The organism is Neorhizobium sp. BT27B (genome assembly GCF_050455485.1).
GTDB lineage: Bacteria > Pseudomonadota > Alphaproteobacteria > Rhizobiales > Rhizobiaceae > Neorhizobium.
In genome coordinates, this window is sequence record NZ_JBCIYT010000001.1 from 874608 (window position 1) to 898449 (window position 23842).

At 58.1% G+C, this 23842-nt stretch carries 22 protein-coding genes, 1 tRNA gene and 1 pseudogene; 7 read left to right on the forward strand and 17 right to left on the reverse strand.

From position 1 onward, the window contains the following. Positions 1 to 103 precede the first annotated feature (103 nt). Positions 104 to 1510 (forward strand): DHA2 family efflux MFS transporter permease subunit, encoded by a 1407-nt coding sequence (locus AAIH70_RS04605; RefSeq protein WP_132272752.1) that lies wholly within the window; start codon positions 104 to 106, stop codon positions 1508 to 1510. Positions 1511 to 1716: 206 nt separating this feature from the next. On the opposite strand, the gene AAIH70_RS04610 is transcribed toward AAIH70_RS04605, so the two are convergent. Both AAIH70_RS04610 and AAIH70_RS04615 read right to left on the reverse strand, forming a co-directional pair. Next, a complete protein-coding gene (locus AAIH70_RS04610) occupies positions 1717 to 2475 on the reverse strand; it encodes an RlmE family RNA methyltransferase (RefSeq protein ID WP_132272751.1) in 759 nt (252 codons plus the stop codon). Next, positions 2472 to 4313, reverse strand: coding sequence for a Ppx/GppA phosphatase family protein (locus tag AAIH70_RS04615; RefSeq protein WP_132272750.1), 1842 nt, complete (start codon positions 4311 to 4313; stop codon positions 2472 to 2474). The genes AAIH70_RS04610 and AAIH70_RS04615 overlap by 4 nt, the downstream gene beginning before the upstream one ends. Before the next feature lie 271 nt (positions 4314 to 4584). On the opposite strand from AAIH70_RS04615, the gene AAIH70_RS04620 reads away from it, so the two are divergent. Next, positions 4585 to 4658, forward strand: a tRNA-Gln gene (locus AAIH70_RS04620). A gap of 65 nt (positions 4659 to 4723) precedes the next feature. Here the strand turns inward: AAIH70_RS04620 and AAIH70_RS04625 are convergent. The 9 genes and pseudogenes from AAIH70_RS04625 to AAIH70_RS04665 all read right to left on the reverse strand — a co-directional run bounded on the left by AAIH70_RS04625 (position 4724) and on the right by AAIH70_RS04665 (position 12231). Further along, positions 4724 to 5041: a hypothetical protein gene (locus AAIH70_RS04625; RefSeq protein ID WP_132272728.1), complete on the reverse strand. Its 318-nt coding sequence runs from the start codon at positions 5039 to 5041 to the stop codon at positions 4724 to 4726. Positions 5042 to 5215: 174 nt separating this feature from the next. Beyond that, a complete protein-coding gene (locus AAIH70_RS04630; protein WP_132272727.1) occupies positions 5216 to 5539 on the reverse strand; it encodes a hypothetical protein in 324 nt (107 codons plus the stop codon). A 4-nt stretch (positions 5540 to 5543) separates the two neighbouring features. Then, positions 5544 to 6023: a hypothetical protein gene (locus AAIH70_RS04635; RefSeq protein WP_132272726.1), complete on the reverse strand. Its 480-nt coding sequence runs from the start codon at positions 6021 to 6023 to the stop codon at positions 5544 to 5546. Beyond that, positions 6020 to 7249 carry a hypothetical protein gene (locus AAIH70_RS04640; protein ID WP_132272725.1) on the reverse strand — a complete coding sequence of 410 codons (1230 nt, stop codon included), beginning with the start codon at positions 7247 to 7249 and terminating at the stop codon, positions 6020 to 6022. Before AAIH70_RS04640 ends, AAIH70_RS04635 begins: the two co-directional genes overlap by 4 nt. Positions 7250 to 7251: 2 nt before the next feature. After that, the gene (locus tag AAIH70_RS04645; RefSeq protein WP_132272724.1) at positions 7252 to 7659 is read right to left on the reverse strand and encodes a PAAR domain-containing protein; all 408 of its coding nucleotides are present in this window, start codon (positions 7657 to 7659) and stop codon (positions 7252 to 7254) included. A 47-nt stretch (positions 7660 to 7706) separates the two neighbouring features. Next, a complete protein-coding gene (locus tag AAIH70_RS04650) occupies positions 7707 to 8687 on the reverse strand; it encodes a hypothetical protein (RefSeq protein WP_132272723.1) in 981 nt (326 codons plus the stop codon). After that, positions 8684 to 9415: a hypothetical protein gene (locus tag AAIH70_RS04655; RefSeq protein ID WP_132272722.1), complete on the reverse strand. Its 732-nt coding sequence runs from the start codon at positions 9413 to 9415 to the stop codon at positions 8684 to 8686. Before AAIH70_RS04655 ends, AAIH70_RS04650 begins: the two co-directional genes overlap by 4 nt. Positions 9416 to 9427: 12 nt before the next feature. Further along, positions 9428 to 11592, reverse strand: a pseudogene (gene tssI, locus AAIH70_RS04660) (type VI secretion system tip protein TssI/VgrG). A 177-nt stretch (positions 11593 to 11769) separates the two neighbouring features. Next, complete coding sequence (locus AAIH70_RS04665) at positions 11770 to 12231, reverse strand: Lrp/AsnC family transcriptional regulator (RefSeq protein WP_132272721.1); 462 nt, start codon at positions 12229 to 12231, stop codon at positions 11770 to 11772. A 246-nt stretch (positions 12232 to 12477) separates the two neighbouring features. On the opposite strand from AAIH70_RS04665, the gene AAIH70_RS04670 reads away from it, so the two are divergent. Then, positions 12478 to 13728, forward strand: coding sequence for a D-amino acid dehydrogenase (locus tag AAIH70_RS04670; RefSeq protein ID WP_430033281.1), 1251 nt, complete (start codon positions 12478 to 12480; stop codon positions 13726 to 13728). Positions 13729 to 13781: 53 nt separating this feature from the next. Here the strand turns inward: AAIH70_RS04670 and AAIH70_RS04675 are convergent, their stop codons facing one another. Beyond that, entirely contained in the window at positions 13782 to 14015 is a 234-nt protein-coding gene (locus AAIH70_RS04675) for a tautomerase family protein (protein ID WP_132272719.1), read from the reverse strand. Between the two features lie 123 nt (positions 14016 to 14138). On the opposite strand from AAIH70_RS04675, the gene AAIH70_RS04680 reads away from it, so the two are divergent. The 3 genes from AAIH70_RS04680 to AAIH70_RS04690 all read left to right on the forward strand — a co-directional run bounded on the left by AAIH70_RS04680 (position 14139) and on the right by AAIH70_RS04690 (position 16493). Next, positions 14139 to 14813, forward strand: a complete 675-nt coding sequence (locus AAIH70_RS04680; protein WP_132272718.1) for a TetR/AcrR family transcriptional regulator — start codon at positions 14139 to 14141, stop codon at positions 14811 to 14813. A 107-nt stretch (positions 14814 to 14920) separates the two neighbouring features. Then, a complete protein-coding gene (locus tag AAIH70_RS04685) occupies positions 14921 to 15148 on the forward strand; it encodes a hypothetical protein (RefSeq protein WP_132272717.1) in 228 nt (75 codons plus the stop codon). 97 nt (positions 15149 to 15245) lie between these two features. Continuing rightward, the gene (locus AAIH70_RS04690; protein ID WP_132272716.1) at positions 15246 to 16493 is read left to right on the forward strand and encodes an NAD(P)/FAD-dependent oxidoreductase; all 1248 of its coding nucleotides are present in this window, start codon (positions 15246 to 15248) and stop codon (positions 16491 to 16493) included. Positions 16494 to 16496: 3 nt separating this feature from the next. Here AAIH70_RS04690 and AAIH70_RS04695 read toward each other — a convergent pair whose 3' ends face one another. From AAIH70_RS04695 to AAIH70_RS04715, 5 genes are all read right to left on the reverse strand, one after another. Next, the gene (locus tag AAIH70_RS04695; protein WP_245519090.1) at positions 16497 to 17054 is read right to left on the reverse strand and encodes a TetR/AcrR family transcriptional regulator; all 558 of its coding nucleotides are present in this window, start codon (positions 17052 to 17054) and stop codon (positions 16497 to 16499) included. Between the two features lie 936 nt (positions 17055 to 17990). Then, positions 17991 to 18470 (reverse strand): iron-responsive transcriptional regulator RirA, encoded by a 480-nt coding sequence (rirA, locus tag AAIH70_RS04700; RefSeq protein WP_132272714.1) that lies wholly within the window; start codon positions 18468 to 18470, stop codon positions 17991 to 17993. Between the two features lie 510 nt (positions 18471 to 18980). Next, positions 18981 to 20045, reverse strand: a complete 1065-nt coding sequence (locus AAIH70_RS04705; protein ID WP_430033287.1) for a M48 family metallopeptidase — start codon at positions 20043 to 20045, stop codon at positions 18981 to 18983. Next, on the reverse strand, positions 20035 to 21108 hold the full coding sequence (locus tag AAIH70_RS04710) for a YjgN family protein (protein ID WP_132272712.1): 1074 nt from the start codon (positions 21106 to 21108) through the stop codon (positions 20035 to 20037). The genes AAIH70_RS04705 and AAIH70_RS04710 overlap by 11 nt, the downstream gene beginning before the upstream one ends. Positions 21109 to 21322: 214 nt before the next feature. After that, a complete protein-coding gene (locus AAIH70_RS04715; RefSeq protein ID WP_132272711.1) occupies positions 21323 to 22819 on the reverse strand; it encodes a CoA-acylating methylmalonate-semialdehyde dehydrogenase in 1497 nt (498 codons plus the stop codon). 119 nt (positions 22820 to 22938) lie between these two features. On the opposite strand from AAIH70_RS04715, the gene AAIH70_RS04720 reads away from it, so the two are divergent. Then, on the forward strand, positions 22939 to 23823 hold the full coding sequence (locus tag AAIH70_RS04720; protein ID WP_132272710.1) for a LysR family transcriptional regulator: 885 nt from the start codon (positions 22939 to 22941) through the stop codon (positions 23821 to 23823). Positions 23824 to 23842 lie beyond the last annotated feature (19 nt).

The window sequence follows — 23842 nt, forward strand, 5'->3', positions numbered from 1 at the left end:
CCAACCCAGTCTTTACAGCGACGCATCGTAGTTTCCGAAAACCGGCACCGGCTTCCGGGTCGATGCGCCAAGGCCGCAGCATCCTTTCCGTGAAGCGTATCCGATGAACCGCGCAGTGCCCCTCATTCTTGCCGTCGCTCTTTTCATGGAGCAGATGGATTCGACCGTCATCGCCACCGCCCTGCCGACGATCGCAGCCGATCTCAATGTCGGGCCGATCACCCTGAAACTGGCGCTGACATCCTACATGGTGGCGCTTGCCGTGTTCATTCCGATCAGCGGCTGGATGGCCGACAAGTTCGGCGCCAAGAAGGTTTTTCGCTCAGCCATTCTCGTCTTCATCATCGGCTCGATCCTGTGCGCCGTTTCGTCCAACCTGATCGAATTCGTGATGGCGCGGTTTCTGCAGGGCATGGGCGGCGCGATGATGACGCCGGTCGGGCGTCTGGTTCTGCTGCGCACCACCAAGCGCAGCGACCTCGTCTCCGCCATGGCGCTTCTGACCATTCCGGCCCTTGTCGGACCTCTCACCGGCCCGCCGATCGGCGGTTTCATCACCACCTATTTCTCCTGGCACTGGATTTTCATCATCAATGTGCCGGTCGGCATTCTCGGCCTGATCATGACCGGCATCTACCTGCCGGAGATCGAGAAGCGGGAATCGCCGCGCATCGATTTCCTCGGTTTCCTGCTGACGGCGTTTTCGGCGGCCGGCGTGGTGTTTGGCCTTTCCGTCATCGGCCTGCCGGCCCTGCCACCGGCTGTGGGCATTTCCGCGACGCTGATCGGCATCGCATGCCTTGTGGCCTACGTGTTTCACGCGCGCCGCCATCCGTTCCCGATCCTCGATCTGCAGATCTTTCAGAACAACGCGTTTCGCGCAGCGATGATCGGCGGCACGATATTTCGGGTTTCGACGGGCGCCATTCCCTTCCTGATGCCGCTGATGCTGCAGCTCGCCTTCGGGCTGAACCCGTTCCAGTCTGGCCTGATCACCTTTGCCGGTGCCGGCGGCGCGCTGACCGTCAAGTTCATCGCCAAGCGGGTCTACAAGGCCATCGGCTTCAAGACGACGCTGATCTGCGCCGGTGTCGTCGGCGCCATCACCACGGTCGTCAACGGCTTCTTCACGCCGCAGACCCCGCATATGGCGATCATTCTTTTCCTGTTCGTTTCCGGGCTGGCGCGCTCGTTCTTCTTCACCGGCGCCAATGCGCTGAGCTATTCGGAAATCGAGGATTCGCAGGCAAGCCAGGCAACCTCGATGTCATCCGTGCTGCAGCAGGTGAGCATGGCGCTGGGCGTCGCTTTCGCCGCCTCGGTGCTCGAGGCATCGGCGGCCCTATCCGGCACGCATCTGCAACTGGCGGATTTCCATATCGCCTTCTACGCCGTCTCGGTGATGTCGCTGCTGGCGATCATTCCGCTTCTGCCGCTCGACAAATATGCGGGATCGGTAGCGTCCGGCCATGGCCCCGGCCTGCAGGCAAAACCGGCTCCGGGGGAGTGAGGCAAAGGTCTGGGTAACCGGACTATCTTCTCCCCTCGTGGGAGAATGTGGCCCGAAGGGTCGGATGAGGGGGAGCAAAGCCATATCGCAAGCTCTTGCCGTGTCGCCCCCTCATCGCCTCGCTTTCGCTCCGGCACTTCTCCCCACCGGGGAGACGATATTCGTGGCATCGTCGCTGCCTCATGGACAACTTGCCGATGGCAAAATCACCGACCCTGATCTTCGGTCCAGCTTTCACGCTCGTCGACATATTCGGCAGGTTCGTCCTGCACTTCCGACACGCCGGTCTGACGGCCTTTGAAACCCTTTGCGAGCAGGAACATTTCCACCGATTCCTGACGCGATGCACCCGGCTTGACGTGGATGACCTGCTTAAAATTCCGTTTCAGCATGTCGAGCAGCTCCTTCTCGGTGCCGCCCTGGAATGTCTTGGCCAGAAAATGGCCGCCGGGCCCCAAAACCTCGACGGCAAAATAGGCCGCGACCTCGCACAGATGCATGGTGCGCAGGTGGTCGGTCCGGTGGTGTCCGGTGGTGGGGGCCGCCATGTCGGACAGAACGAGATCCGGTGTGCCGCCGATCGCCTCGATCAGCTGGCGCGGTGCATCATCATCGAGAAAGTCGAGCTGCAGGATTTTCACACCCGGCAGAGGCGCCATTTCGAGAAAGTCGATGGCGGCAACGCGGATGTCCTCATCGGTCGAATTGGTGACCTTGGCGGCGATCTGCGACCAGCTGCCCGGTGCGGCACCCAGATCGATGATGCGGCGCGCGCCCTTCAGTACCTGGTGTTTTTCGTCGATCTCCAGCAGCTTGAAGGCCGCGCGGGCGCGATACCCTTCCAGCTTGGCACGCTGTACGTAAGGGTCGTTGATATGGCGCTCCAGCCAACGTCTGGACGATGCCTTCAGCTTGCCACTCTTGACTTTTTGGCCGAGCTTGCGGCCGATGGGCGGTTTCGTCATCGCCTTGCTCCTGAAGATTGTGGGCCTGATGCGGGTGGTCGTGGCGGGCGCTGCTGCGCATCGCCATCCCGGCCACCATCCCGACGCACGCGATGCCTGCGCCAGACGCCGTCATCGGCCATCATTTCGGTCAAAATGCCTTCGCGCAGGCCACGGTCGGCAACACGCATGCGCGTACTCGGCCAGCGACGGCGAATGGCTTCGAGAATGGCGCAACCGGCCAGAACCAGATCGGCACGATCCGGCCCGATGCAAGGGTTGGCGGCGCGGCCGGCAAAATCCCAAGACAGCAGCTTGTGCTGCATGGCATCGACTTCGCTGTTCGACAGCCAGACGCCATCGACGCGGCGGCGATCATAACGCGGCAGATCGAGATGCACGCCGGCAAGCGTGGTAACGGTGCCCGACGTGCCGATCAGATAAAAATCCTCAGGCCCCGCGCCGACATAATCCATGTCGATCGGCGGGCACTGGAACTTTTGGAGCATGCCCTCGACTTCGGTGACCATCGCCGAAAACACATCCGGCGTGACATCACGGCCACCATGACGTTCCGACAGCGTCACCACGCCAACCGGCAGCGAGGTCCAGTCGGTGATATGGCTGGCAAGGCGGCTGGAGCGCTGGTCACCGATGCGGATCACGGCGATTTCCGACGAACCGCCGCCGATATCGAACAACACGACGGAGCGCGCCTCACGCCCGACCAAAGACGAGCAGCCGGACACGGCAAGCCGTGCCTCGGTCTCGCGATCGATGATTTCGAGGTCCAGCCCGGTTTCGGCGATGACCCGCGACAAGAACAGTTCGCCGTTTTCGGCAGCGCGGCAGGCTTCCGTTGCAATCAGCCGCATGCGCTTGATCGGCCGGTTGGCCAGTTTCGAGGCGCAGACGCGCAAGGCATCCACCGCACGGTCCATGGCATCCTGCGACAGCCGGCCGGTGGCACCCAAACCCTCGCCCAGACGCACGATGCGCGAAAACGCATCGACCACGCGAAAATGGCCGGGACGCGTCGGCTGGGCGATCAGAAGACGGCAATTGTTGGTGCCGAGATCGAGGGCCGCATAAAGATCATCGGGTTGGGAGAGGTTTTCACGGCCACGGTCGTATCCACGCTCCGGGCCGCGATCATGGCCCTTGTCCTGCCCACGATCATGACGCGCGCCACGCGGCTCGAAAGCCGGATGCTGGCCATGGCGAAGCTTTGCTTCACGCGCCATATCCGGCAACGCTGCTACAGTTTCGCGCGAATCACCCTTGCCGCTGCGATTGTCGCGCTGCTGTTTATCCGCCTGCTGGCCGGCCGGCGCCAAAGGACGCACCTGCGGGCTGCGGCCATTTCGATTTTTGTTGCGCCGGCGATTGCGGCCCTTGCCGGGGGCTTGGCCGGGGTTCTGGTTCGAATTCTGCCTGGAATTCTGGCCGCCCGCCGCCCCATTTGCCGCCGCACCATGGTTTTCACCCACGTGACTGGTGCCCGCGTGACTTGCACCGCCCTGCCCTGCGCCATGGGCAGCATGATCGCCGCCATGATGCTGGCCGCGCGAAGAGGCGTCGCCATGGTCATTCCTGGGAGAATTGTCACCATGCGCCTTTTGAGAAGGCGCACCACCACGCGACCGGCGGCGCTTGCGCTTGCGCACAGGCATGCCGTCATCATTCGTTTCCGGACGTCGGGCTTCACCGGTCACGCCGGTTTCGCCGCCACGCGCAGGTAGGGCAGCGGAACGGGGCTTACCGTTCTGCTTTGCCTTGCGGCGCCTGCGGTTTTTGCCGCTGCGCCCTGCCGTCGACGCCCCGCCATCTGGCGGCGCATTGCCGCTGTCGGGGTCCATCACTGATCTTTTCCGTCTCGCCGCGCAAGAACCCCGTGAAATGGGACTGCCGCAGGCATCTGGTGTTTCGTTGGCGTTAGGATAACAGCGACGGGGGCATTCGCCAATGCCTTTTTGGCAAAGCGCCGGAGCGGCTTGCCGCAGGCGGATCAGGCATCATCCACAGGGATGGAAAAACACATGAAAGTTTTTTGAAAACGGTATTTGCATTCGCGAAAACTTTGGTTATAAGCGCCGCACACCGATGAGCCGGCCACACGCCGCTCCCTGCTGGGGAATAGTTCAACGGTAGAACGACGGACTCTGACTCCGTTAATCTTGGTTCGAATCCAGGTTCCCCAGCCAATTCTTCTTCCCATTAGCTAAACCGCCCGGCATGGCTTCAACCCGCCGCGGCCGATATGCTGGCGTCAGAGAATAACCACCCTTTCGCCGAACGGCGTATCATCGTCGAAATTCTGATTGCCGATTCGTTCGCTCTCTCCAGACAATCGCTGCTCCTCCGGCTGATCGCTCGTTTCGGCGGCAGTGTGGGCATGATGTGGTGGCGCGCCATCCGGTTTCTCATCGGCGGCGTCTCGCCGCAACCGTTGCTGATCAGCCGTTATCTGCTCCTGACGGGCAGCAACCCAAGCATTGTCCGGCTCGGACGTGATCGAAAGACTGCTGTCGATCCGCGTCGCCTCGGACGCGGCACTGGCGGATATGCGGGTGACCGGCTCAACCATGATGCCTTCTCCTGCTCGTTTTCCATCGGAAACACCATTCATCTCCTGACTGGAGATAGGCTTTATCGATGGCCATGCAAGTATGACGTGCTCGCCGTCATCCTTCAGCCATGTCGCCGGTCTGCCGAGACATCGACCGCATGTTCAACGGAATGAGCGCGCGGATCAGGCCGATCAGGCAGAAACCGGGCCATCACCATCCTGCGACAGGATAGCCAGTCTGCCGGCGGTCGCATCCGTCTGCTGCAGAAACACACCGTAGGGTTCGTCCCGAATTTCGGTCAAAATCTCTTCAGGGCCGATCACGACGGGTGCCTGGTCATCCGCATATTTGTAGAATTCAAGAAAACCGTCTTCCGCCAGCCTGCATGCGAATGCCAGAACCTCGTTCACGTCCGCACCCGTCTTTTCCAACAGGTTCTCCGCCGCACTCAAAACGGCATCCTCGTCCAGGGCACTCAAAAGCAACTCGCGCTCGATCAGTCTCTTATCCATCATCTTCTCATTCTCCGAGCGGTACACGGTCGCCGGACGGCTGAACTTTTACGTAAGGGCCCTTGTGAACCGCATCGCCGCCGCCGCCTTTCAGACCTTCCGGGTAACCGCGGTTGAGCGATACGGAGCCGCCCTTGCCGTCATAATAGCGCACGCCATCTCCTTTGCCGAGCGGCGCCTTCGTCCAGCCGGCGTCGTCCCGCAGCTCGCGATCCAGAATGTCCTCGGCCTCTTCGTAACGCTTGCCGCGCAGGCGGTCCGCATAGGGTTTTGTATCGCGCTTTTGCGGTTTTGGCTTTTTAGGCGCGCAATTGCCATTGCAATTGTCGCGCTGCTGGGAGGCATTTCCTTGCTGGTCCGCCTTCTGCTGTGCCTGCTGTGGTTTTGCCGGCGGCTGGGCGGGTGGTTTGCCCGGCGGGGTTTTCACCGGAGGGCGCGCGGTGCTGCTCTTCAGCAATTTCTCAAGGAGTTTGATCAGGAACTTCATGGCGCTGATCCAGCCCAGATATCATCCCACTCACCACCGGAGGATTTTTCAAAAGCAACGAGCAGATCGTCGATCGCGTCGTCGGGATGTTTTGCAGTGTCGTTGAAGAAATTCTCCGCTTCCGGGCCATCACACCCGCCATCGGTGATCGACATCAGATAGGCCCATTTCATATGCGCCCGCTCGGATGCCAAACCCAGACGTGTACCGGAAGTTTCATAGGACAGCACGCGTTCCATCATCTCGCCATCCGCCACATCCAATGTCGCCGGATGCACATCGCGCAGATAGGCCACCACCTTGAGCCGAGAGGCCTGCATGCGGGCATCCTCGATCATCGCGATCATGTCAGGGGACAGATGCAGCATTCCCCTGCCCGCCAGAAGCGTTGCCACCGGCCGGCGCCCACGCTTGACGCCGCCGCCCCAGACGGGATCGGGCGAAAAGAAGATCAGCTCGGCCGGGCCGAACAGGCACCAGGCCTGCGTCTCGTCCAGAACCGGAAACACCTGCATCATGACGTTTGGATCGGCATGGCGAAAGATCACCGTTTCCGTGGCCGGCCCGCGCGCGGCCACAGGCTCGGCTGCGGCATCATCGGCGCCACCCGCCGCTGCCATCTCCACCTTCTCGCCATCAAAGACATCGGCTGCAGTGCCGCGCGGAATGGTGATGCGGTTGAGGCCGCGCAGATGGCGAAACAGGCTCTCGGCCGTCAATGTCTCGTCGCCAGCCCAGAAGACGATGGCCGAGCGCTGATCGGCGAGGTGAACCAAGGCCTCCAGCCGGGCAATGACGCTTTCCGGATGCGGCGCACCGGATTGTGCCAGCATGCCGCCAGCAGAAACATCGCCGGCATTCAGGCTCGCCAGCATTTTTTGCGACAGAAGAGCCGCCTGCGCAGCCAGCGCCTCGTCGGACAATGCATCCGCCTCGCCCTCACCGGAAACGCCAAAATCTTCGAGCAGCGCTGATTGCGCCGGCCGCGAGGGATCGACCAACCAGGGGCCACCGGCCACGATGGCATAATCACCGCCGGCATGGCGATAAAGCGGGCGATGAGCGATATCGGCGCGGTAGAGCGAGGCTGCCAGATTTTCGAAACGCGCGCCATCCATGGCCGCAAAAATGCGGCGGCCCGGCTCGCCGGCAAGCGCGCTCAGGCGTGCCAAAAGCGCCCGTCCCTCTGGCGAGAGCGGGTTTTGTTCGCGCTCGCGATCGATCATGATTATCCTCTCACCGTCGGCATGGATTGCGCGGCCATGCTGGCCTGGCACGGCGTGCCGCCGCTTGCCGCACTGCCGGCTCCACCGCCGCCGCCCGCACCCTTGCCCTCGTCGTCACCGATAAACACATCGCCGGAGCCGGTCTGCGCATTGCCGCCGCAATCGATGGCGTCACCGATACGACCGGCCGGCTTGCCATTGATGAACACGGTGGCGGAACCCGCCGCCAGCGCCCGTCCATGCGGCCCGGCATGACCGGCTACGCAGGCATGCGGCGCATAACTGTCGCCGACCCGCATCAAGGGGCGGTCGTTGACGTAGACATCAGGACTGCCACCGGTCGCCGGCGATGGCGGGAAGTGGCAGGCGTGGGCTGAGCCGATATCGGCGCGTCGGTGGGCTGGGGGCATGGGTGATCCTCTCTCTAAGAGCGAGACGTTGTCCTGAAAAGACAACTTTACTTAGTGTGCGCAGTGTTCTCGCTTATGACGTCGAGAGCGTTTGTTTCCATACCAATGGGAATTGTACCGCTGAGGCCATTCGGGCGAGCCGACGACACTCGACCAACAGGCACCCTCGTATCTCCAGAAGCATCCGATGGAATAAGGTTCGTCGGCGCTCCACCGCCAGCAGCTGTATCCTCCGGCCGCCTCCACGCCGGATATCCGATACCGCCAGCCTTTTCGACTGACGGCTTTATAGGTTCTCCATGGCTAGACCCACCGACCATCATCAAGACCTGAACATCAAACCGAATGATCTGGGGAAGAGGAGCTTTGTTAATTACGTCAAAGGCGACATATAGATTTCTGCCGAATTCGCCCGGAAACGCGCGCTCAGCTCGAGCGCCGTTATTGAAGTTGAACTCCAACACTTTGTTATCTGTAACTAAGCATGATCTATTCGAGTGGAGAGGCAAGAGGTCAATTTGGTACACACTGTCGATCTGGATCGGAATCCCTCCGCTGGATTTATTCACCAGATCAATGGCATCTCGTCCCGCACTGCCAACATCACTCTCTCCGGCTTTCATAGAGGCCATTCCTGCGCCTCTTTCTTTTGTAAGACTTCCATCCTTGAGCAAGTTTCCGTCGCGAGCAACTTTTGGAGAAGGAGCAAGATCCTCTATTGAATAAAGACTTGTCTTCATCCCAGTAAACCTAATTAAAATTCCGTGATATTCAGACCTGTGGATCCGAACAAATTTTGAATATCTTTTAAATTCACCTGCAGGAAGAATATCGTCTACGACAATGTAGGCAGCATGTAAAAGTTTAGTTCCCCAAGACAAAAGATTATTGTTATAGGGCTCATGGTTATATGTCGTTGATTCAATCGCGTCGGTACCATCACCAAGATTGGCTCCCGGCATAGTTAGTTGCGGCTTGCCATCTTGGTGAGTCTTAGCGAGAATCTGCCTGAACGCGTTATCAGTCATGGCTGAATAGCCTTATATAGAAGGTCGTATTGGACGCGAAAAACATCACTCAATATAAAAACGCCATCAGATGTTTCTTTTTCACTGCACACTTTATACTTGCAGTAATATGCGCGACACATTGGCTGGGCGATTCCATCAGGATACTCGGCCTGAAAAAATAACGTGCGGTAGGAACTGTCATCAAATGACGTGATTTCCGGTGCATAATCGCAAAAATACGGAGTTCTCTGAAACGCATTCTTAGCTTCGGCTGACAGCGAATCGAAAACAGAGCGATGACATTTCGCATCCAGACCACATGCCCACACCAAAAGCCTAAAAGCTTCAGAGGCAGACGTCAAAGAAACGTCAGAGTCGCTTTGCTTCTCATTTAGACGGATTTCTTCAACGTAATCCACGAACTTCTCTTTAAAATCGTTACTTATATCAAATTTAAATTTCCACATCTCAAAGAAAACATTATCGCCTTTGCATTCGCTTAATTTCTTGGTTATTTCACTAGTAATGTTGTACTGCTTGCAAACGCCAGGGAAATTTATAGCGACAGTATTAACTGTACCTTTATTATGGCAAATTGCATCAATCAGATTAACGACATCAACTGCACAAGCTTGAGGCAGCCGACGCTCGACACTCTCCGGCATAGGCGTTGAAGTCTGAGCGCTTACTGAAAAGGCAAAGCAAAAATTCAAAAATACGAAAGTAAAAAAATTAGATATTTTCATATTACTCCTCCCTCAATTGATATCGATACGTTTTGATTTTTGCTTGATGCTTTGAGCTCCTTCGACAAGCACATTCTCTCCTCGAATGGTTATCTGCCCATCCTTGTTCATGGTAAACTCCGATTTTCCGCATTTTATTGAAAACGCATCCCCCACACCAAACACGACCCGCTGCCCCACCTTGACTATGTGGTTCAAAGTTACAGAAAGAGAATAGTCCTTAGCGGTATTGATCGAGAGACCGTTGTCATAATTTTGCTGCGAGTTCCCAGACACATCTAGTGTATAATTCTTCTCAACTGAAGTTGCCACATCTCCTGACACTATAGTTATCAAAGAACCTTGATTATGAACATTTGAAAAATCTGTATTTTTCGACATTCCGTCAAAAGGAAGACCGAAATTAAATCTATCTACGAAATTTGAACTCATAATAGACATGACGGCATCACTTTCGCCGATCATCTGCACTAAATTTCTTCCTGTTGATATTGTTAGGTTTTGATTATAATAAAAATCAGCCCAACCTAAAACAACCCGACTTTCGTTCATACCTATTTGTTGGTGATGATTTGCGTTTGTGTACTGAACAAAGTTATTCTTTACGCCAACATTGTAATCCCGCTCGGCCTGAACAAATATCTCCTCGCGACCCACATCATCTTCAAAACTTAATTCGTTAAAACCGCGCCCCTTATGCGTGTTGGTCCGAAACGGCTCTTCGTCTTGTTCGCCGGCAGGTCATACGGAACCTTCTGCATCGCATTCGGAACCACACCCGTCACCAGCGGCCGATCCGGATCGCCGTCGACATAAGCAATCATCACTTCCATGCCGATACGCGGGATAACCTGCCCGCCCCAGGTTGAGCCGGCCCAGTTCTGCGCCACGCGCACCCAGCAGGTGTCCGATCCGTCCTTCTTGGCCTTGCGGTCCCAGGGGAACCAGACCTTGATGCGGCCGTACTGGTCCGGGTGGATCTCTTCGCCCTCCGGCCCAGCGACGATCGCCACCTGCGTACCCTCGATGCGCGGACGCTTGGTTTCCCTATGCGGCGTCATCGGTACGCGGGAGGGTACGGCTTCGAACTCGTTGCGGTATTCCGGTTCGTTGCTGTTGGTTTCGTAGGAGCGGTCTACCACCGTCTGGATCGAGCGGATGATGACGTGTTCATCGTAGACATTGTCGGGATGCGCGACTTCGTAAGGTGTAAAACGGCGGCCAGTTTCGATGATGCGGCTGGTAGAAGCACCGAAAACGCGGTCATGGTCGGCTTCCGACGCTTGAGACCGCAGTTTTTGCGCACGCTCGGCTTCGGCAACGGAGGAGATGCGGGCCGGGTATTCGTAAAGCTCGCGTTTGGTCGCATCCGGCATCTGCACCAGAGATGGTGTCATCGTGCCCGGCACCATGCGGGGGGTCTCGAAATTCCAGTCGGCGCCGGCGCGCTGGCCCGGCACGTAGGAGAAACGACGCGCCCATTCATTGATGTGGTTGCGGTCGGACGAGCCTTGCGCCAGGCGCACTCTCTTTTCACCCTGCGCCGAGGCTGACGGGCCGAGCCAGCCATTGGCCGTATCGGCCACATGCAGCTTGTGTTTGCCGTCTTCGTGGCTGAACCAGTAGAACAGGCCGTCTTCTTCAAAACGACGGCAGAGATAGTCAAAATCTCGCTCGTTGAACTGGACCGAATAATGCTGTTTTGGCGGAGATGTAATTACGCCAGATGTATCCGGTGCCGGGATGCCGTGTTCGGAAAACAGGATTTCGGCGATCTCGATCGACGTCTTGTCCATCCAGATGCGGCAATCGGAACGGCGGGCCAGCAGCCACATCTGCGGACGCAGCACCATGACATAGGACCGCAGACCGCGGGTGATCGGCGGACCTTCGTTGAGTTCGGTAACGAGACCGTTGAACGGGCGGCGGATGGCCGGAACATCCTCGCCGTCCCCCTGCTGCACCTCGACCGAGACATCGAGCAGACGGCCGATAAGCTCTTCCGGCTTGATCTGCTCCTTCTTGGTGCGGGCGACGAGACGGATTTCGAACAGCGAGGAAATACCTTCCTCGATCGTGACGCGCTCGGCGAGAAGCTGATCTTCTCCCAGCGGCGAGTTGATCTTCAGGATACGGCTCGCCTGGATGAAATCGGCGGCGGAAGATGCATTGTCCATAAGGTGCCCCGGCAAATGCTAAAGTAAAACGCCCGCCGGATTGCCGGCAGCGAAAAATTGAATGCTTGCTTTTGCGGGGAAAAATATGGCGCCAAGGGGGCAAATCAACCCAGAATGGGCGCTATTCAAATATAGGGTGTTTTTACGGGAATTTTAGAAAATCGGCATGAAACCGGTCTATCGCCGTCCCTTCGGCCGCGTCGCCAGCACGTTTCTGATCGAAAAACTGGAATGAATGCGCAGCACGCCCGGCAGCGCCGAGAGGATCTCCTTGTGGATGCGCTCGAATTCCAGCGCGCTCTCCACCTCCACCCTCAAGAGATAGTCAGAATCGCCGGTCATCAGAAAACATTCGCGGATTTCCGGATATTTGCGGATCGCCGCCTCGAAGCGGTTCAGATGATCCTCGGTCTGGCGCTCCAGCGTGATGTTGATGATGACAGCGATCGTGTTGCTTCCGGCGCTTTCGATCAGCGCCGTATAGCCCTTGATCACCCCCGCCTTTTCGAGAAGCCCGATGCGGCGCAGGCAGGCGGATGGCGACAGCCCGACCTCCGTGGCGATCCTGGCATTGCTCATGCGGGCGTTCAGCCGCAGCAGGCGGATGATGTCGCGGTCTATGGCATCGATGGCGGACATGCGGATTATTCCATAAGTTCGAAGATCATCCCGAAAAACATCAATTGATGCAATGATCAAGCAATAAACGATGGGATATTGCGTGATCGTTTCAATAAGCTTGAGTCATAAGTCAATAATGACGGGAACGGGTGCTGCAGACTGGCCTCAAGCGTTTTCAGGCGTGGCTGCTGCCGCAAGGCGGACTCGGCCAAAGCTGTGTTTCGCAGTATAGTGGCCTTTCCGGCATGAACCACTGAGGACAGAATGAAAGTCTCCATTCTCGGCGCCGGCGTCATCGGCGTCACATCCGCCTACCAGCTTGCCAAGGCCGGCCACGAGGTCACCGTCATCGACCGCCAGCCGGGTCCGGCGCTGGAAACCAGCTTTGCCAATGCCGGCGAAGTGTCGTTCGGGTATTGCTCGCCCTGGGCTGCCCCCGGCATTCCGCAGAAGGCGATGAAGTGGCTGTTCATGAAACATGCACCGCTCATCCTGCGTCCGAAAATGGATGCGGCGATGCTGTCGTGGATGCTGAAAATGCTGATGAACTGCACCTCGGATCGGTACGCCATCAACAAGAGCCGCATGCTGCGGCTGGCCGATTACGCCCGTATCACGCTGGCGGATGTGCGGGAAGAGACCGGCATTGCCTATGACGCGCGCATGCAGGGCACGCTGCAGCTTTTTCGCACGCAGGATCAGCTGGATGCTTCGGCCAAGGACGTGAAGGCGCTGGCGGCCGATGGCGTGCCGTATGAAGTGCTGGACCGTGATGGCTGCGTGCGCGTCGAGCCTGCCCTTTCGCATGTGCGCCACAAGATTGTCGGCGGTCTTCTGACGCCGAAGGACGAGACCGGCGACTGCTTCAAGTTCACCAATGCGCTGGCGGCCAAGGCCGAGGCGCTGGGCGTGAAATTCCTCTGGGGCCACACTATCAAGGCCGTCGATATTTCCGGCGGTGCCGTCTCGGGCGTTCATACCGACAAGGGCGATATCAGGTCGGATGCCGTGGTCGTGGCGCTCGGCAGCTATTCGCCGCTTCTGGTCAAATCCTTCGGCATCAACCTGCCGGTCTATCCGGTCAAGGGTTACTCGCTGACCATCCCGATCACCGATGCGACGCGCGCGCCTGAATCCACCGTGATGGACGAGACCTACAAGATCGCCATCACGCGTCTGGGCGACCGTATCCGTGTCGGCGGTATGGCGGAGATTTCCGGTTATACCAATGATCTCGGCCTTGCCCGCCGCCGCACGCTGGAACATTCGGTCATGGACCTGTTTCCGGGCGGCGAAGCCGGCAAGGGCGAATTCTGGTCGGGCCTTCGCCCGATGACGCCGGATGGCACGCCGATCATCGGTGGCACCCACATCAAGGGCCTCTATCTCAACACCGGCCATGGCACGCTGGGCTGGACCATGAGCACCGGTTCGGCGCGGGTGATTGCCGACCTCGTCAGCGGCCGCGCACCGGAAATCGATGCGAGCGACCTGTCCGTCAGCCGTTACGCCTGATTTTTTTGACCGACGCGGCGGCGCTTCGATGCCGCCGCTTCTGCCCTTCCCGCTCAGGCGAAGGGATCGTAGCCCGGCTTTTTGTAGATCAGGTCCGGCTTGCCGGCGATCTCCGGCACATAGACCTTTTCCGTCCAGTCTTCCGGCGCAACATCCTCGATCGCCACGGAGATGGATTTTTCCGTCGAACCGATGGCCGTCATCAGCGCCTTGGCGATTTCCGCCGTCAGCGCCTGCTTCTGCTCTTCCGTCTTGCCGGCAAACATTTTCACGATCACATGTGGCATGGCTTTTCCTTTATGTCGTTTCCGGGCCGTTTTCATTGATGCCGGGATATGGGTGAATTACAACATTGCTGGACAGTGGCAATTTGGATTTTTGAGCCCGCAGCGAAGGCAAGGCAGAAGCATATGGAAAAGACGGCAGCACCGGCGGCCGGCCGACCACGAAAGAACGACAGGCAGAAAACGAAAGACGACATCCTCGTCGTGGCCACCGCCGAGTTCGGCGAATACGGACTGGCCGGCGCACGCGTTGATGCGATCGCCGAAAAGACCAAAACCTCCAAGCGGATGATCTATTATTATTTCGGCGGCAAGGAAGGGCTGTATCTCGCAGTTCTGGAAAAGGCATACCGGCGCACCCGTTCTCGCGAAGACGACCTCCAGCTTGCCATCATGCCGCCGGCGGAAGCCCTGAGGACGCTGATTTACAGCACCTTCGACCACGATGAGCAGAACCCGGATTTCATCCGCATCGTCAGCAGTGAAAACATCAACAACGCCATGCATATGCGGCGTTCTGCGGAGCTGAGCGATCTCAACATATCGGTCATCCGCGTGCTCGACGATATTCTCTGTCGTGGTTATGCGCAGGGTGTCTTCTGTCGTCAGATTTCATCTCTCGACCTGCACCTGATGATCAGTGCGCTCTGTTTTTTCCGGGCTTCCAACCGCCACACGTTTGGTACGCTGTTTCATTGCGATCTCTCGCAACCGGACATTTATGAGCGCCATCGCACGATGGCGGCAGACATGATCCTGAGCTACTTGACCTCAGCGTCCATTCCCCACGATGGCGACTGACGTGGAACCCTCTGCGAAAAGGCGCGTTGCCTGACCGTGAAGCTGTCAAAGGCTGCGGGTAAGACGTGAAAGAGATGCCCGCAAAACCAGAGGATCGGAAGTGCTGCATGCCGTTTGCGTCAAACGATATCATCGACAGCAAGGACCTGTCGTTCCTGCACGCGGTGCTGACCGAAATCTGTCGCGAGCGAGAGATCCCGCCCGGCAGTGAAGCGGAAAAGGCGGTGGCGGACCAGTTGATCAACTGGTTCCTGTTCGGCATCCGTGACGCACAGGAACTCAAGTCCATGCTCGAGCCGATGATCGATCCGGAAACCGCAGCGACGGGGACATGACACGGATATGCCGGGAAAATTGACCGGTTGCCGAAGGTCGCCATGCCGATAAGATGCGCCTCGATATCGCATCGCATTTCCTTCAGGCAGGTTCATCATGACAGCGGACGTCATCGTACTCGGAGCCGGTATCATCGGCGTTTCGACGGCCATTCATCTCGCCCGGCGCGGCAAATCCGTGGTGCTGGTCGATCGTCGTGATCCCGGCTGCGAAACCTCCTATGGCAATGCCGGTCTGATCCAGCGTGAGGGCGTCGCCCCCTATGGCTTTCCGCAGGAGTTTCGCACCCTCATGCGTTATGCGCTCAACAATCGCGTCGATGCCTTTTATCACGCCCGCGCCATGCCCAGGGTGGCGCCCTTCCTGTTGCGTTACTGGTGGCATTCCAATGTCGATCGCCACACGCTGATCACCAAGGCCTATGCCCCGTTGATCGAACATTCGATCAGCGAACATGCGGACCTGATCGAGGCGGCGAATGCATCCCATCTGATCCGCAAGGATGGCTGGATGGAAGTGTTTCGCTCGCCCGCCGCACTGGATAAGGAACTGGCGTCGGCTCGCGCCAAACAATCCGAATACGGACTTGCCTTCGAGGCGCTCGACAAGGCAGCACTTGCCAGCCGAGAACCGCATCTGAGCGATGATTTTGCCGGTGGCCTGATCTGGCGCGATCCGTGGTCGGTTCTCGATCCGCTGGCGCTGACACAGGCCTATGTGGCGCTGTTCGAAAAGCTGGGCGGACGGTTCGTGCATGGAGATGCGACGACGCTGACGCCGGTTGCCAATGGCTGGAAGGTGACGACCGAGGACGGCCCTGTCCAGGGCGAGGAGGTGGTGGTTGCACTCGGCCCCTGGTCCGACACCGTGACCGCGCCGCTCGGCTACCGCTATCTGGTCGGCGTCAAGCGCGGTTATCACATGCATTATGGCGCAAGGGACGGGGCAAAGCTCAACAACTGGCTGATGGATGCCGAGCGCGGTTATCTGCTCGCCCCGATGAACCAGGGTATCCGCCTGACGACCGGCGCAGAGTTCGCATTGCGCGACGCGCCAAAAACACCGGTACAACTGGCCCGCGCCGAAGCGATTGCCCGAAACGTATTTCCATTGGGGGAAAGGCTCGACGCTGAGCCATGGATGGGCGCCCGCCCCTGCACGCCGGACATGATGCCGGTGATCGGCAAGGCGCCGCGCCATCGCGGCCTGTGGTTCGCCTTCGGTCATGCGCATCATGGTTTGACGCTGGGGCCGGTAACGGGGCGCATTCTGGCGGAAACGATGACCGGCGAAAAACCGGTCATCGATATCTCGGCTTACAGGCCCGAACGCTTCCGGGCGTGAATATCAGATCGAAGTTGGGAACTTGCCTTCGAAATAATAGGTGGCCTGAGCGCGGGTGATCGCCTTGAACTGGGCGACGATAACTTCGCCTTCCTTTTCCGGAACCATCAGCGCCAGACGCAGGGTTGCGGAAGCCATGTGGAACATCAGAAACAGCGTGCGGCGATACGCATCACGCATCTGCTCTGGAATGAACTGCTCCGTGGCATCGTAGAAGCTGTCCGCCTGATAGCGGGTTTCATCGATATCGCGGTCGGCAAGCGCCTTGTCTGCCTGGATGGCGTTCAGCAGATCCTGTGTCGATGGATTCTGGCGCAGGTTATTGTAGTAGACGTCGAACATCGTGTCGGTCGCGTCCAGCGCATCAGCCGCAGAGGAGATGCTGGTGATCGTCTTGCTGACGATCAGACGGGTCTGGTCGACATAGCGATCATAAAGCATCGCGATGATCGCCGATTTATTCGGGAAATATTGATAGACCGACGCGATCGGACCACCGGAAAGAGCGGCAATTTCCTTCATCGTGACGGCATCAATGCCCTTTTCACCGATGAGATGCATTGAAACTTTCAGGATTTCGTCAATACGATCACGGCTTCTTCCCTGTTTGGGAACGCGACGGAGCGACGATGAACTTCCACTGTCATGACCGAGACCTGGCATAATATTCCTCAAACCGTTATTCGACGTAGCCCCGGGCGTCATTTCAGCATCAGACGCAATAAGCCCGGATACGCATTCTTAAAACCTGACTACTGTACGGAAGTGCCCCACAAACGGATCACCTCTCCCTCGATTTTATTTCGCCCCGTGCGGGAGGGACCGCTCGAACCGCATTCGCCACCAAGCATTGCCAGCCAGCAAAACCCGATCTGGATACACCGGAACCAAGCGTCGGACTTCACCGCGCCAATTCCGATACCCTTTCACAACAGACGAAAGGGAAATCAAAATAGTTTCATCAAACCGACAGATTATCTGAAACCGTTAACAGCAAGGGCCTCGCGAAAAACTTGGCCTGGTCATTTAGAGAGTTGGGCAGGAGCGAACGCCAATTCTTTGTAAACGTACAAAGACAGTCATATTCGATGGCCTGCAAATCAACGCCAGACAAATCATTAGCCCGGCATGTAATCTGTCAGACAAGACAGACCCAACAAGATAACTACAACATCAAATTGCAAACACCCCTTACCCTATAGGAACCACTCACTTACTTTATGAGTAATATGTACTTCAATGATTGGAACGGTTCAATGACAACTGTAAAATATACATCGATTAACATTATATTTACCATAAAAAGACCCGCATCACGCGCAAACAGGTAAATGTCGCCACCATTGGGCGGTAAAAATCCCCTGACGGTGCCTCAACACCACCCGGCAATATCGCGAATCGCTGTTACAGAAGCTGACGGAACAAACGAAAAAAGCCGCGGACTGATCCGCGGCTTTCAGGAATTCGATTGTGTTACCCTGCTGTTGCCAGATCGGGTCAGGCGGCGGGAGCGCGCAACTCAGGCATGCTGGCCGGCGGGAATTCGTCGAGGCCGAGCAGGAAGTTGATCTGCGGGCGCGCCTTGACGAGATCGTCGATCGTGTATTCGGCCAACACATCAAAAAATGCGTTGAGTGCCTTGCGCAGCGCCGAGTTGAGGCCACAGCTGTCGACCAGAGGACATTCGGCAACGCCGTCCTCGAAGCATTCCGCCATGGCAAAACTGTCTTCCGTGACCCGTACGACGTCAAACAGCGTGATCTTGTCGGCAGCACGGCCAAGCTTGACGCCGCCGTTGCGACCGCGGACGGTCTCGACCAGACCGGCCTTGGTCAGCGGCTGCAGGATCTTGAACAGGAAAAGCTCGGACACGCCATAGGCTCTGGCGATCTCGGGAATACGGCTCAAATGGCCTTCGTTCGCGGCGCAATACATCAGCATGCGAACGGCATAATTGGTCTGTTTCGTCAGGCGCATCTTCGTCTCCAGAGACTCTTGAAGTCCTATATAGGGGCTTTGCTAGTTTTGAACAATTCCAAAATACAATTTTCACCGCCGTGTTTACACAAATGTGTCCGCGTTTTCACGACGCCGGATCGGCAGCGCCAGATTATGGTGACCGCCGTACTCCAGTTTTTTCTTATATGCGTTTGCCCCCTGCTCCACAAGGCATGGATGTCGCGTCTTTTGAACGCAGGCGTTCGACGCAATGCTCCAAAGGCCGGTCAAGGCCTTGTGGAACTGCGACGTCCAAACTTCGGATGACCTTTATTTACGGCTCAATATGCGGAGAAAAACCAGCTGCCGATTGCCACCAGACCGCAAGCCACGATCAATGCGAGGCCGACCTTGCCAATCTGCGCCCGACGCGCACGCTTGGCATCCCACTCATAAACCATGACGCGCACCCCCCCCCCCCCAACTCTGTACTGGAGCGCTAAATTAGTCCGGCTGACAGGAAGGTCAATGTGTCAAAGCCGGACATCGTCACGGATCCTTAACGGCACCTTCAAGTTGTTGTGCATAATCGCGGATATATTTCTGCCGCGCCGGGGTGCCGGGATGGGTGGAGAGCATGCTTGTTTCACCACGGTCGCCGATCTTTTCCTCCAGAATGGCGAAGAAACGCGCCAGCGCATCCGCCTGATAACCGGCAGCCTTCATCAGCTCCACGGAACGACGATCCGCCGCCTCTTCCGCACCACGCGAATAGGAGAGCGCCACAAGCGTGCCGCCCTGCGCGAGAATATCCTCGACGCCGGAGCCGACGTCACCGGCGATCAGCATGACCAGCGCCGCAAAACCGGCAACCCGGTAGATCTGCCGCAGACTGTGATCGCCTTCGACATGGGCAATCTCATGCCCCAGCACGCCGAGAACCATCTGGCGATCGCCCTTGGCGAGTTGCACGAGATCATCGGTCAGGACCAGCGTGCCGTCCGGCAGCGCAAAGGCATTCGGCCCCATCAGCCGGGCATTGCGGAACAGCAGTTTGTAAGCGGGTTCGCCGCCTCTGGCATTCCTGGCCAGCGGTGCGAATTCGGCACGGATAGAACTTTGCTCCTCCTGCGACAATTCGGTTGGGCTCAGCAATGTCTTGTCGAGCGAGGCGAGCGTGCTTGCGCCGATCATCTGCGGAACGACGGGAGGCGTTACCAGCACCGCCACCTCGACCATCACCGGCAGGGCAAACCGATAGATGCCGACGGCCAAGAGAATGACGGCAAGGGTGAAGGCGATCAGACGCGGATGAAACTGCTCGAGGCGATGGACGAAACCGCTGCGCTTGCCGCCATGACGGCCGACAAAGGCATCGATGGCATCATTGTCACGGGTTTCGAACACCGAGCCATCTATAAATGTCAGGCGCCGCGGGATCGAACCGACCCGCGGGCTGATGTCAATCTGCTCGCGAAGGCCGGAGGCCAGCGTGGCGCCGTCGGAGACGGCGACCAGCTGGGCTTCCTGTTCACGAAGTTCCGCGGCGACCGCGCGGCTGGAATGAGCGGGGTGCCATTCGCCGCGCGCGATCAGAGTGCCGTCAGAAACCAAAGTCAAATCCTTCCAGGTCGAGATATTCGGCGCTGACAGCAGAGCCGGTCATCTCCATGGACGACAATACCTCACCCAGATCGCCGACAACAATGACGCCGGTGTGAATGGCCATGAAGCGGGCCATTCGCACGGCAGCCCAGGGGCGCATCAGGCTGAGCGTGAGGATGGTGACGATGACGTTGGAAATGGCGATCCAGGCATACTGGAAACGCGGCGCATCGCTGACCAGCTGATGCTTGCCATCGAGCGTGGTGGCGGAGAAGACGACATTGCGCACACCGATACGGTACAGCAGGCCGGCAAGACCGTAGGCGACGAAGACGAACAGGACGGCGAAATGTACCGGGCTGAAGCCGGACATGCTGTCGAGCATTTCGGTATCGCTCATTGCGGATGCAGCCGATGCAGCTGCGAAGCCGATACCCGCAATGAGAACCGTGCCGACAACGATCAGCGCAGCCGGAAGGATCCAGACGCCGTAAAGAGACTTGATCTTGGGATCGGTCGCGAACGGACGGTCACCGTAATGCAGGTTGTTGAAGACATAACGCCAGACCCAGCGGCTTGCGAGCGGCGCGAGAATGCCGAAGGAGATCGATGCAACCATGCTGCCGAGCAGGACCGAAACGAACGCGCCACCAACCGAGCCGATGAAATTGAAGCGAACATTGCGATAGCTGGTGACGCGAGCGCTAAAACGCAGGCTGCGCTGGATCAGCCAAGGCAGCGCAACAAGAATGACGAAAAACACGATCAGGCCGAAGGGCGGGAAAATGGTCGTCAGAATGTTGGTGACGATGAAGAAACCGACGACGATCAGGCGGCCGATGAAAATCTGCTTGCCGGTGGCGTGGTATTCGAATGCACGGTCTGCGATGACGGTGTTTCCGTAAAAGTAACGGTTGCGGCGGACCTTTGCCCAAGCCGAGTAAATGCCGAGCGTCACGATTGTCAAAAGAACGTTGACGATCCAGATTCCGAAGTATTCCCGCGCATTTCCGCTGAAAGATGCACGCTCAAGCGTGCCGGACGCCTTCGGCGCCAAGTCTGAAAAGGACATGTATATTTCCCCAATCCTTCAATTGCCGCAAAAAGCGGCAGATCCCATTGATCGGCTGCGGCAAATAGCGCAATAAAAATCAATTTCAATCACATAATAGAGAAAGGGGAGTTTTACCCTCCACTTCCAAGTCGCTGAAAACACGCCAAAAACGAACAAGGGCGACTTACGCCGCCCTCTCCTAAAATGCTGCTTTGACTTTTATTTTAGCGACTTACTTCATGACCGGCATGACGAATTCCGCACCATCCTTGATGCCCGAAGGCCAGCGGGCGGTGATCGTCTTGGTCTTGGTCCAGAACTTGATCGAGTCCGTGCCGTGCTGGTTGAGATCACCAAAGGAGGATGCTTTCCAGCCACCAAAGGAATGATAGGCGAGCGGCACCGGGATCGGTACGTTGATGCCGATCATGCCGATATTGATGCGGGAGGCAAAGTCGCGCGCCGCATCGCCGTCACGGGTGTAGATGGCGACGCCATTGCCATATTCGTGCTTCATCGGCAGGTCGATCGCTTCCTCGTAATTTTTGGCGCGCACGACCGACAGGACCGGACCAAAGATTTCCTGCTTGTAGATATCCATATCCGGCGTGACGTGGTCGAACAGCGAACCGCCGACGAAATAGCCGTCCTCATAACCCTGCAGCTTGAAACCGCGACCATCAACGAGAAGCTCGGCTCCCTCTTCGACACCACGGTCGATCAGGCCGTTGATGCGCTCCTGCGCAGCCTTGGTGACGACCGGACCCATGTCGGCCTTGTCATCCGTATAGGGGCCGATGCGCAGGGACTCGATCTTGGGGATCAGCTTTTCGACGAGGCGATTGGCGGTTTCCTCGCCGACCGGAACGGCAACCGACACCGCCATGCAGCGCTCGCCTGCCGAACCGTAGCCTGCGCCCATAAGCGCGTTGACGGCCTGATCGAGATCGGCGTCGGGCATGATGATCATGTGGTTCTTGGCGCCACCGAAGCACTGGGCGCGCTTGCCGTTCATCGCCGCCGTGCCATAGACATAACGGGCGATCGGGGTGGAGCCGACGAAGGAGATGGCGCCGATATCCGGATCGGTCAGAAGCGCATCGACGGCTTCCTTGTCACCATTGATGACATTGAGAATGCCGGCAGGCAGACCCGCCTCGATCATCAATTCTGCCAGACGCAGCGGCAGCGACGGGTCACGTTCCGATGGCTTCAGGATGAAGGCGTTGCCGCAGGCGATCGCCGGCGCAAACATCCACATGGGGATCATGCCCGGAAAATTGAACGGCGTGATACCGGCGCCGATGCCGACCGGCTGGCGGATCGAATACATGTCGATGGCGGGACCCGCACCTTCGGTGAACTCACCCTTGGAGAGATGCGGAATGCCGATGACGAATTCGCAGACTTCCAGGCCGCGGACGATATCGCCCTTGGAGTCTTCAACCGTCTTGCCATGCTCCTTCGATAGCATCACCGCCAGCTCATCCATGTTCTGGTTGAGGAGATCGACGAATTTCATGAACACGCGGGCGCGGCGCTGCGGGTTGGTGGCTGCCCATTTCGGCTGCGCCGCCTTGGCATTTTCCACCGCCGCACGGATTTCCGCAACGCTTGCCAGCGCCACCTTGGCCTGAACCTCGCCGGTTGCCGGATTAAAGACGTCGGCCGTGCGACCGCTTGTGCCGGCCACGTGGCTGCCGCCGATGAAATGTCCGAGTGTGTTCATTGAAAAGTCCTCCATTCAGTTGCCGGCAGGATGACATTCACATTTGCACAGGGCAACGCCGTAGTTTACGCATCCGTTGTGCAAATTTCGACATCGGCAATCACATGCGGGGTGCTGCGATGAACTGGGATGATGTCCGGCTGTTTCTGTCAGTGGCGCGAACCGGGCAGATCCTCAGCGCCTCGCGGCGACTGGGCATCAATCACGCGACGTTGGGGCGACGCCTCACCGCGCTGGAAGCCGACATGAAGACGCAGTTGCTGATCCGCCGCACGACGGGATGCGAACTGACGCCGCAAGGCCAGGCGCTTTATGCATCAGCCGAGCGCATGGAAGCGGAAATGCTGGCCATGCAGGCGGCAACAGGATCGGGCGATGCGGCGATTGCCGGCACGGTGCGGATCGGTGCGCCGGATGGTCTGGGTGTTGCCGTGCTGGCGCCGCGCCTGGGCGAACTGACGGAACGGCACCCGCAGCTGAAACTGCAGCTGGTGCCGGTGCCGCGCTCGTTTTCGCTGTCACAGCGCGAGGCGGACATCGCCATTACAATAGAACGGCCGCAGCAGGGGCGGCTGATCTCGGCCAAGCTGACGGATTACACGCTCGGCCTTTATGCTTCACGCGACTATCTGCAAAAGCGGGGCCGGCCGCAAACGGTGGAAGACCTGCGCGGCCATGCGCGTATCGGTTATGTCGAGGACCTGATCTTCTCCCCATCGCTGAACTTTACCGGCGAGGTGATGCGCAACTGGGATGCGGGTTTTGAAGTATCGAGCGCGATCGGACAGGTACAGGCCGTGCGCGCCGGTGCCGGCATCGCCATCCTGCATGATTATATTGCCAGACAGGATAGCGAACTGGAGCGGCTTTTGCCGGAAATCGGCCTGCGCCGCTCGTACTGGACGACATATCACGAAAGCATGCGCGATCTGCCGCGCATGCGCACCGTCATTGCCTTCCTGCAGGAAATCGTCACAGCACTGAAGCTTGCCGCCGGAGATTGAAACCTTCCGCGGCGGCAAG

What these genes read in the sequence shown, in the direction of transcription:
- AAIH70_RS04650 (WP_132272723.1), bottom strand. Translation starts at nt 8,687, where the DNA reads ATGACTGATAACGCGTTCAGGCAGATTCTCGCTAAGACTCACCAAGAT.
- AAIH70_RS04720 (WP_132272710.1), top strand. Translation starts at nt 22,939, where the DNA reads ATGAACTGGGATGATGTCCGGCTGTTTCTGTCAGTGGCGCGAACCGGG.
- AAIH70_RS04665 (WP_132272721.1), bottom strand. Translation starts at nt 12,231, where the DNA reads ATGTCCGCCATCGATGCCATAGACCGCGACATCATCCGCCTGCTGCGG.
- AAIH70_RS04615 (WP_132272750.1), bottom strand. Translation starts at nt 4,313, where the DNA reads ATGGACCCCGACAGCGGCAATGCGCCGCCAGATGGCGGGGCGTCGACG.
- AAIH70_RS04695 (WP_245519090.1), bottom strand. Translation starts at nt 17,054, where the DNA reads ATGCATCTCATCGGTGAAAAGGGCATTGATGCCGTCACGATGAAGGAA.
- AAIH70_RS04610 (WP_132272751.1), bottom strand. Translation starts at nt 2,475, where the DNA reads ATGACGAAACCGCCCATCGGCCGCAAGCTCGGCCAAAAAGTCAAGAGT.
- AAIH70_RS04630 (WP_132272727.1), bottom strand. Translation starts at nt 5,539, where the DNA reads ATGATGGATAAGAGACTGATCGAGCGCGAGTTGCTTTTGAGTGCCCTG.
- AAIH70_RS04680 (WP_132272718.1), top strand. Translation starts at nt 14,139, where the DNA reads ATGGAAAAGACGGCAGCACCGGCGGCCGGCCGACCACGAAAGAACGAC.
- AAIH70_RS04605 (WP_132272752.1), top strand. Translation starts at nt 104, where the DNA reads ATGAACCGCGCAGTGCCCCTCATTCTTGCCGTCGCTCTTTTCATGGAG.
- AAIH70_RS04710 (WP_132272712.1), bottom strand. Translation starts at nt 21,108, where the DNA reads ATGTCCTTTTCAGACTTGGCGCCGAAGGCGTCCGGCACGCTTGAGCGT.
- AAIH70_RS04675 (WP_132272719.1), bottom strand. Translation starts at nt 14,015, where the DNA reads ATGCCACATGTGATCGTGAAAATGTTTGCCGGCAAGACGGAAGAGCAG.
- AAIH70_RS04690 (WP_132272716.1), top strand. Translation starts at nt 15,246, where the DNA reads ATGACAGCGGACGTCATCGTACTCGGAGCCGGTATCATCGGCGTTTCG.
- AAIH70_RS04685 (WP_132272717.1), top strand. Translation starts at nt 14,921, where the DNA reads ATGCCGTTTGCGTCAAACGATATCATCGACAGCAAGGACCTGTCGTTC.
- AAIH70_RS04640 (WP_132272725.1), bottom strand. Translation starts at nt 7,249, where the DNA reads ATGATCGATCGCGAGCGCGAACAAAACCCGCTCTCGCCAGAGGGACGG.
- AAIH70_RS04645 (WP_132272724.1), bottom strand. Translation starts at nt 7,659, where the DNA reads ATGCCCCCAGCCCACCGACGCGCCGATATCGGCTCAGCCCACGCCTGC.
- AAIH70_RS04655 (WP_132272722.1), bottom strand. Translation starts at nt 9,415, where the DNA reads ATGAAAATATCTAATTTTTTTACTTTCGTATTTTTGAATTTTTGCTTT.
- AAIH70_RS04635 (WP_132272726.1), bottom strand. Translation starts at nt 6,023, where the DNA reads ATGAAGTTCCTGATCAAACTCCTTGAGAAATTGCTGAAGAGCAGCACC.
- AAIH70_RS04670 (WP_430033281.1), top strand. Translation starts at nt 12,478, where the DNA reads ATGAAAGTCTCCATTCTCGGCGCCGGCGTCATCGGCGTCACATCCGCC.
- rirA (WP_132272714.1), bottom strand. Translation starts at nt 18,470, where the DNA reads ATGCGCCTGACGAAACAGACCAATTATGCCGTTCGCATGCTGATGTAT.
- AAIH70_RS04715 (WP_132272711.1), bottom strand. Translation starts at nt 22,819, where the DNA reads ATGAACACACTCGGACATTTCATCGGCGGCAGCCACGTGGCCGGCACA.
- AAIH70_RS04625 (WP_132272728.1), bottom strand. Translation starts at nt 5,041, where the DNA reads ATGGTTGAGCCGGTCACCCGCATATCCGCCAGTGCCGCGTCCGAGGCG.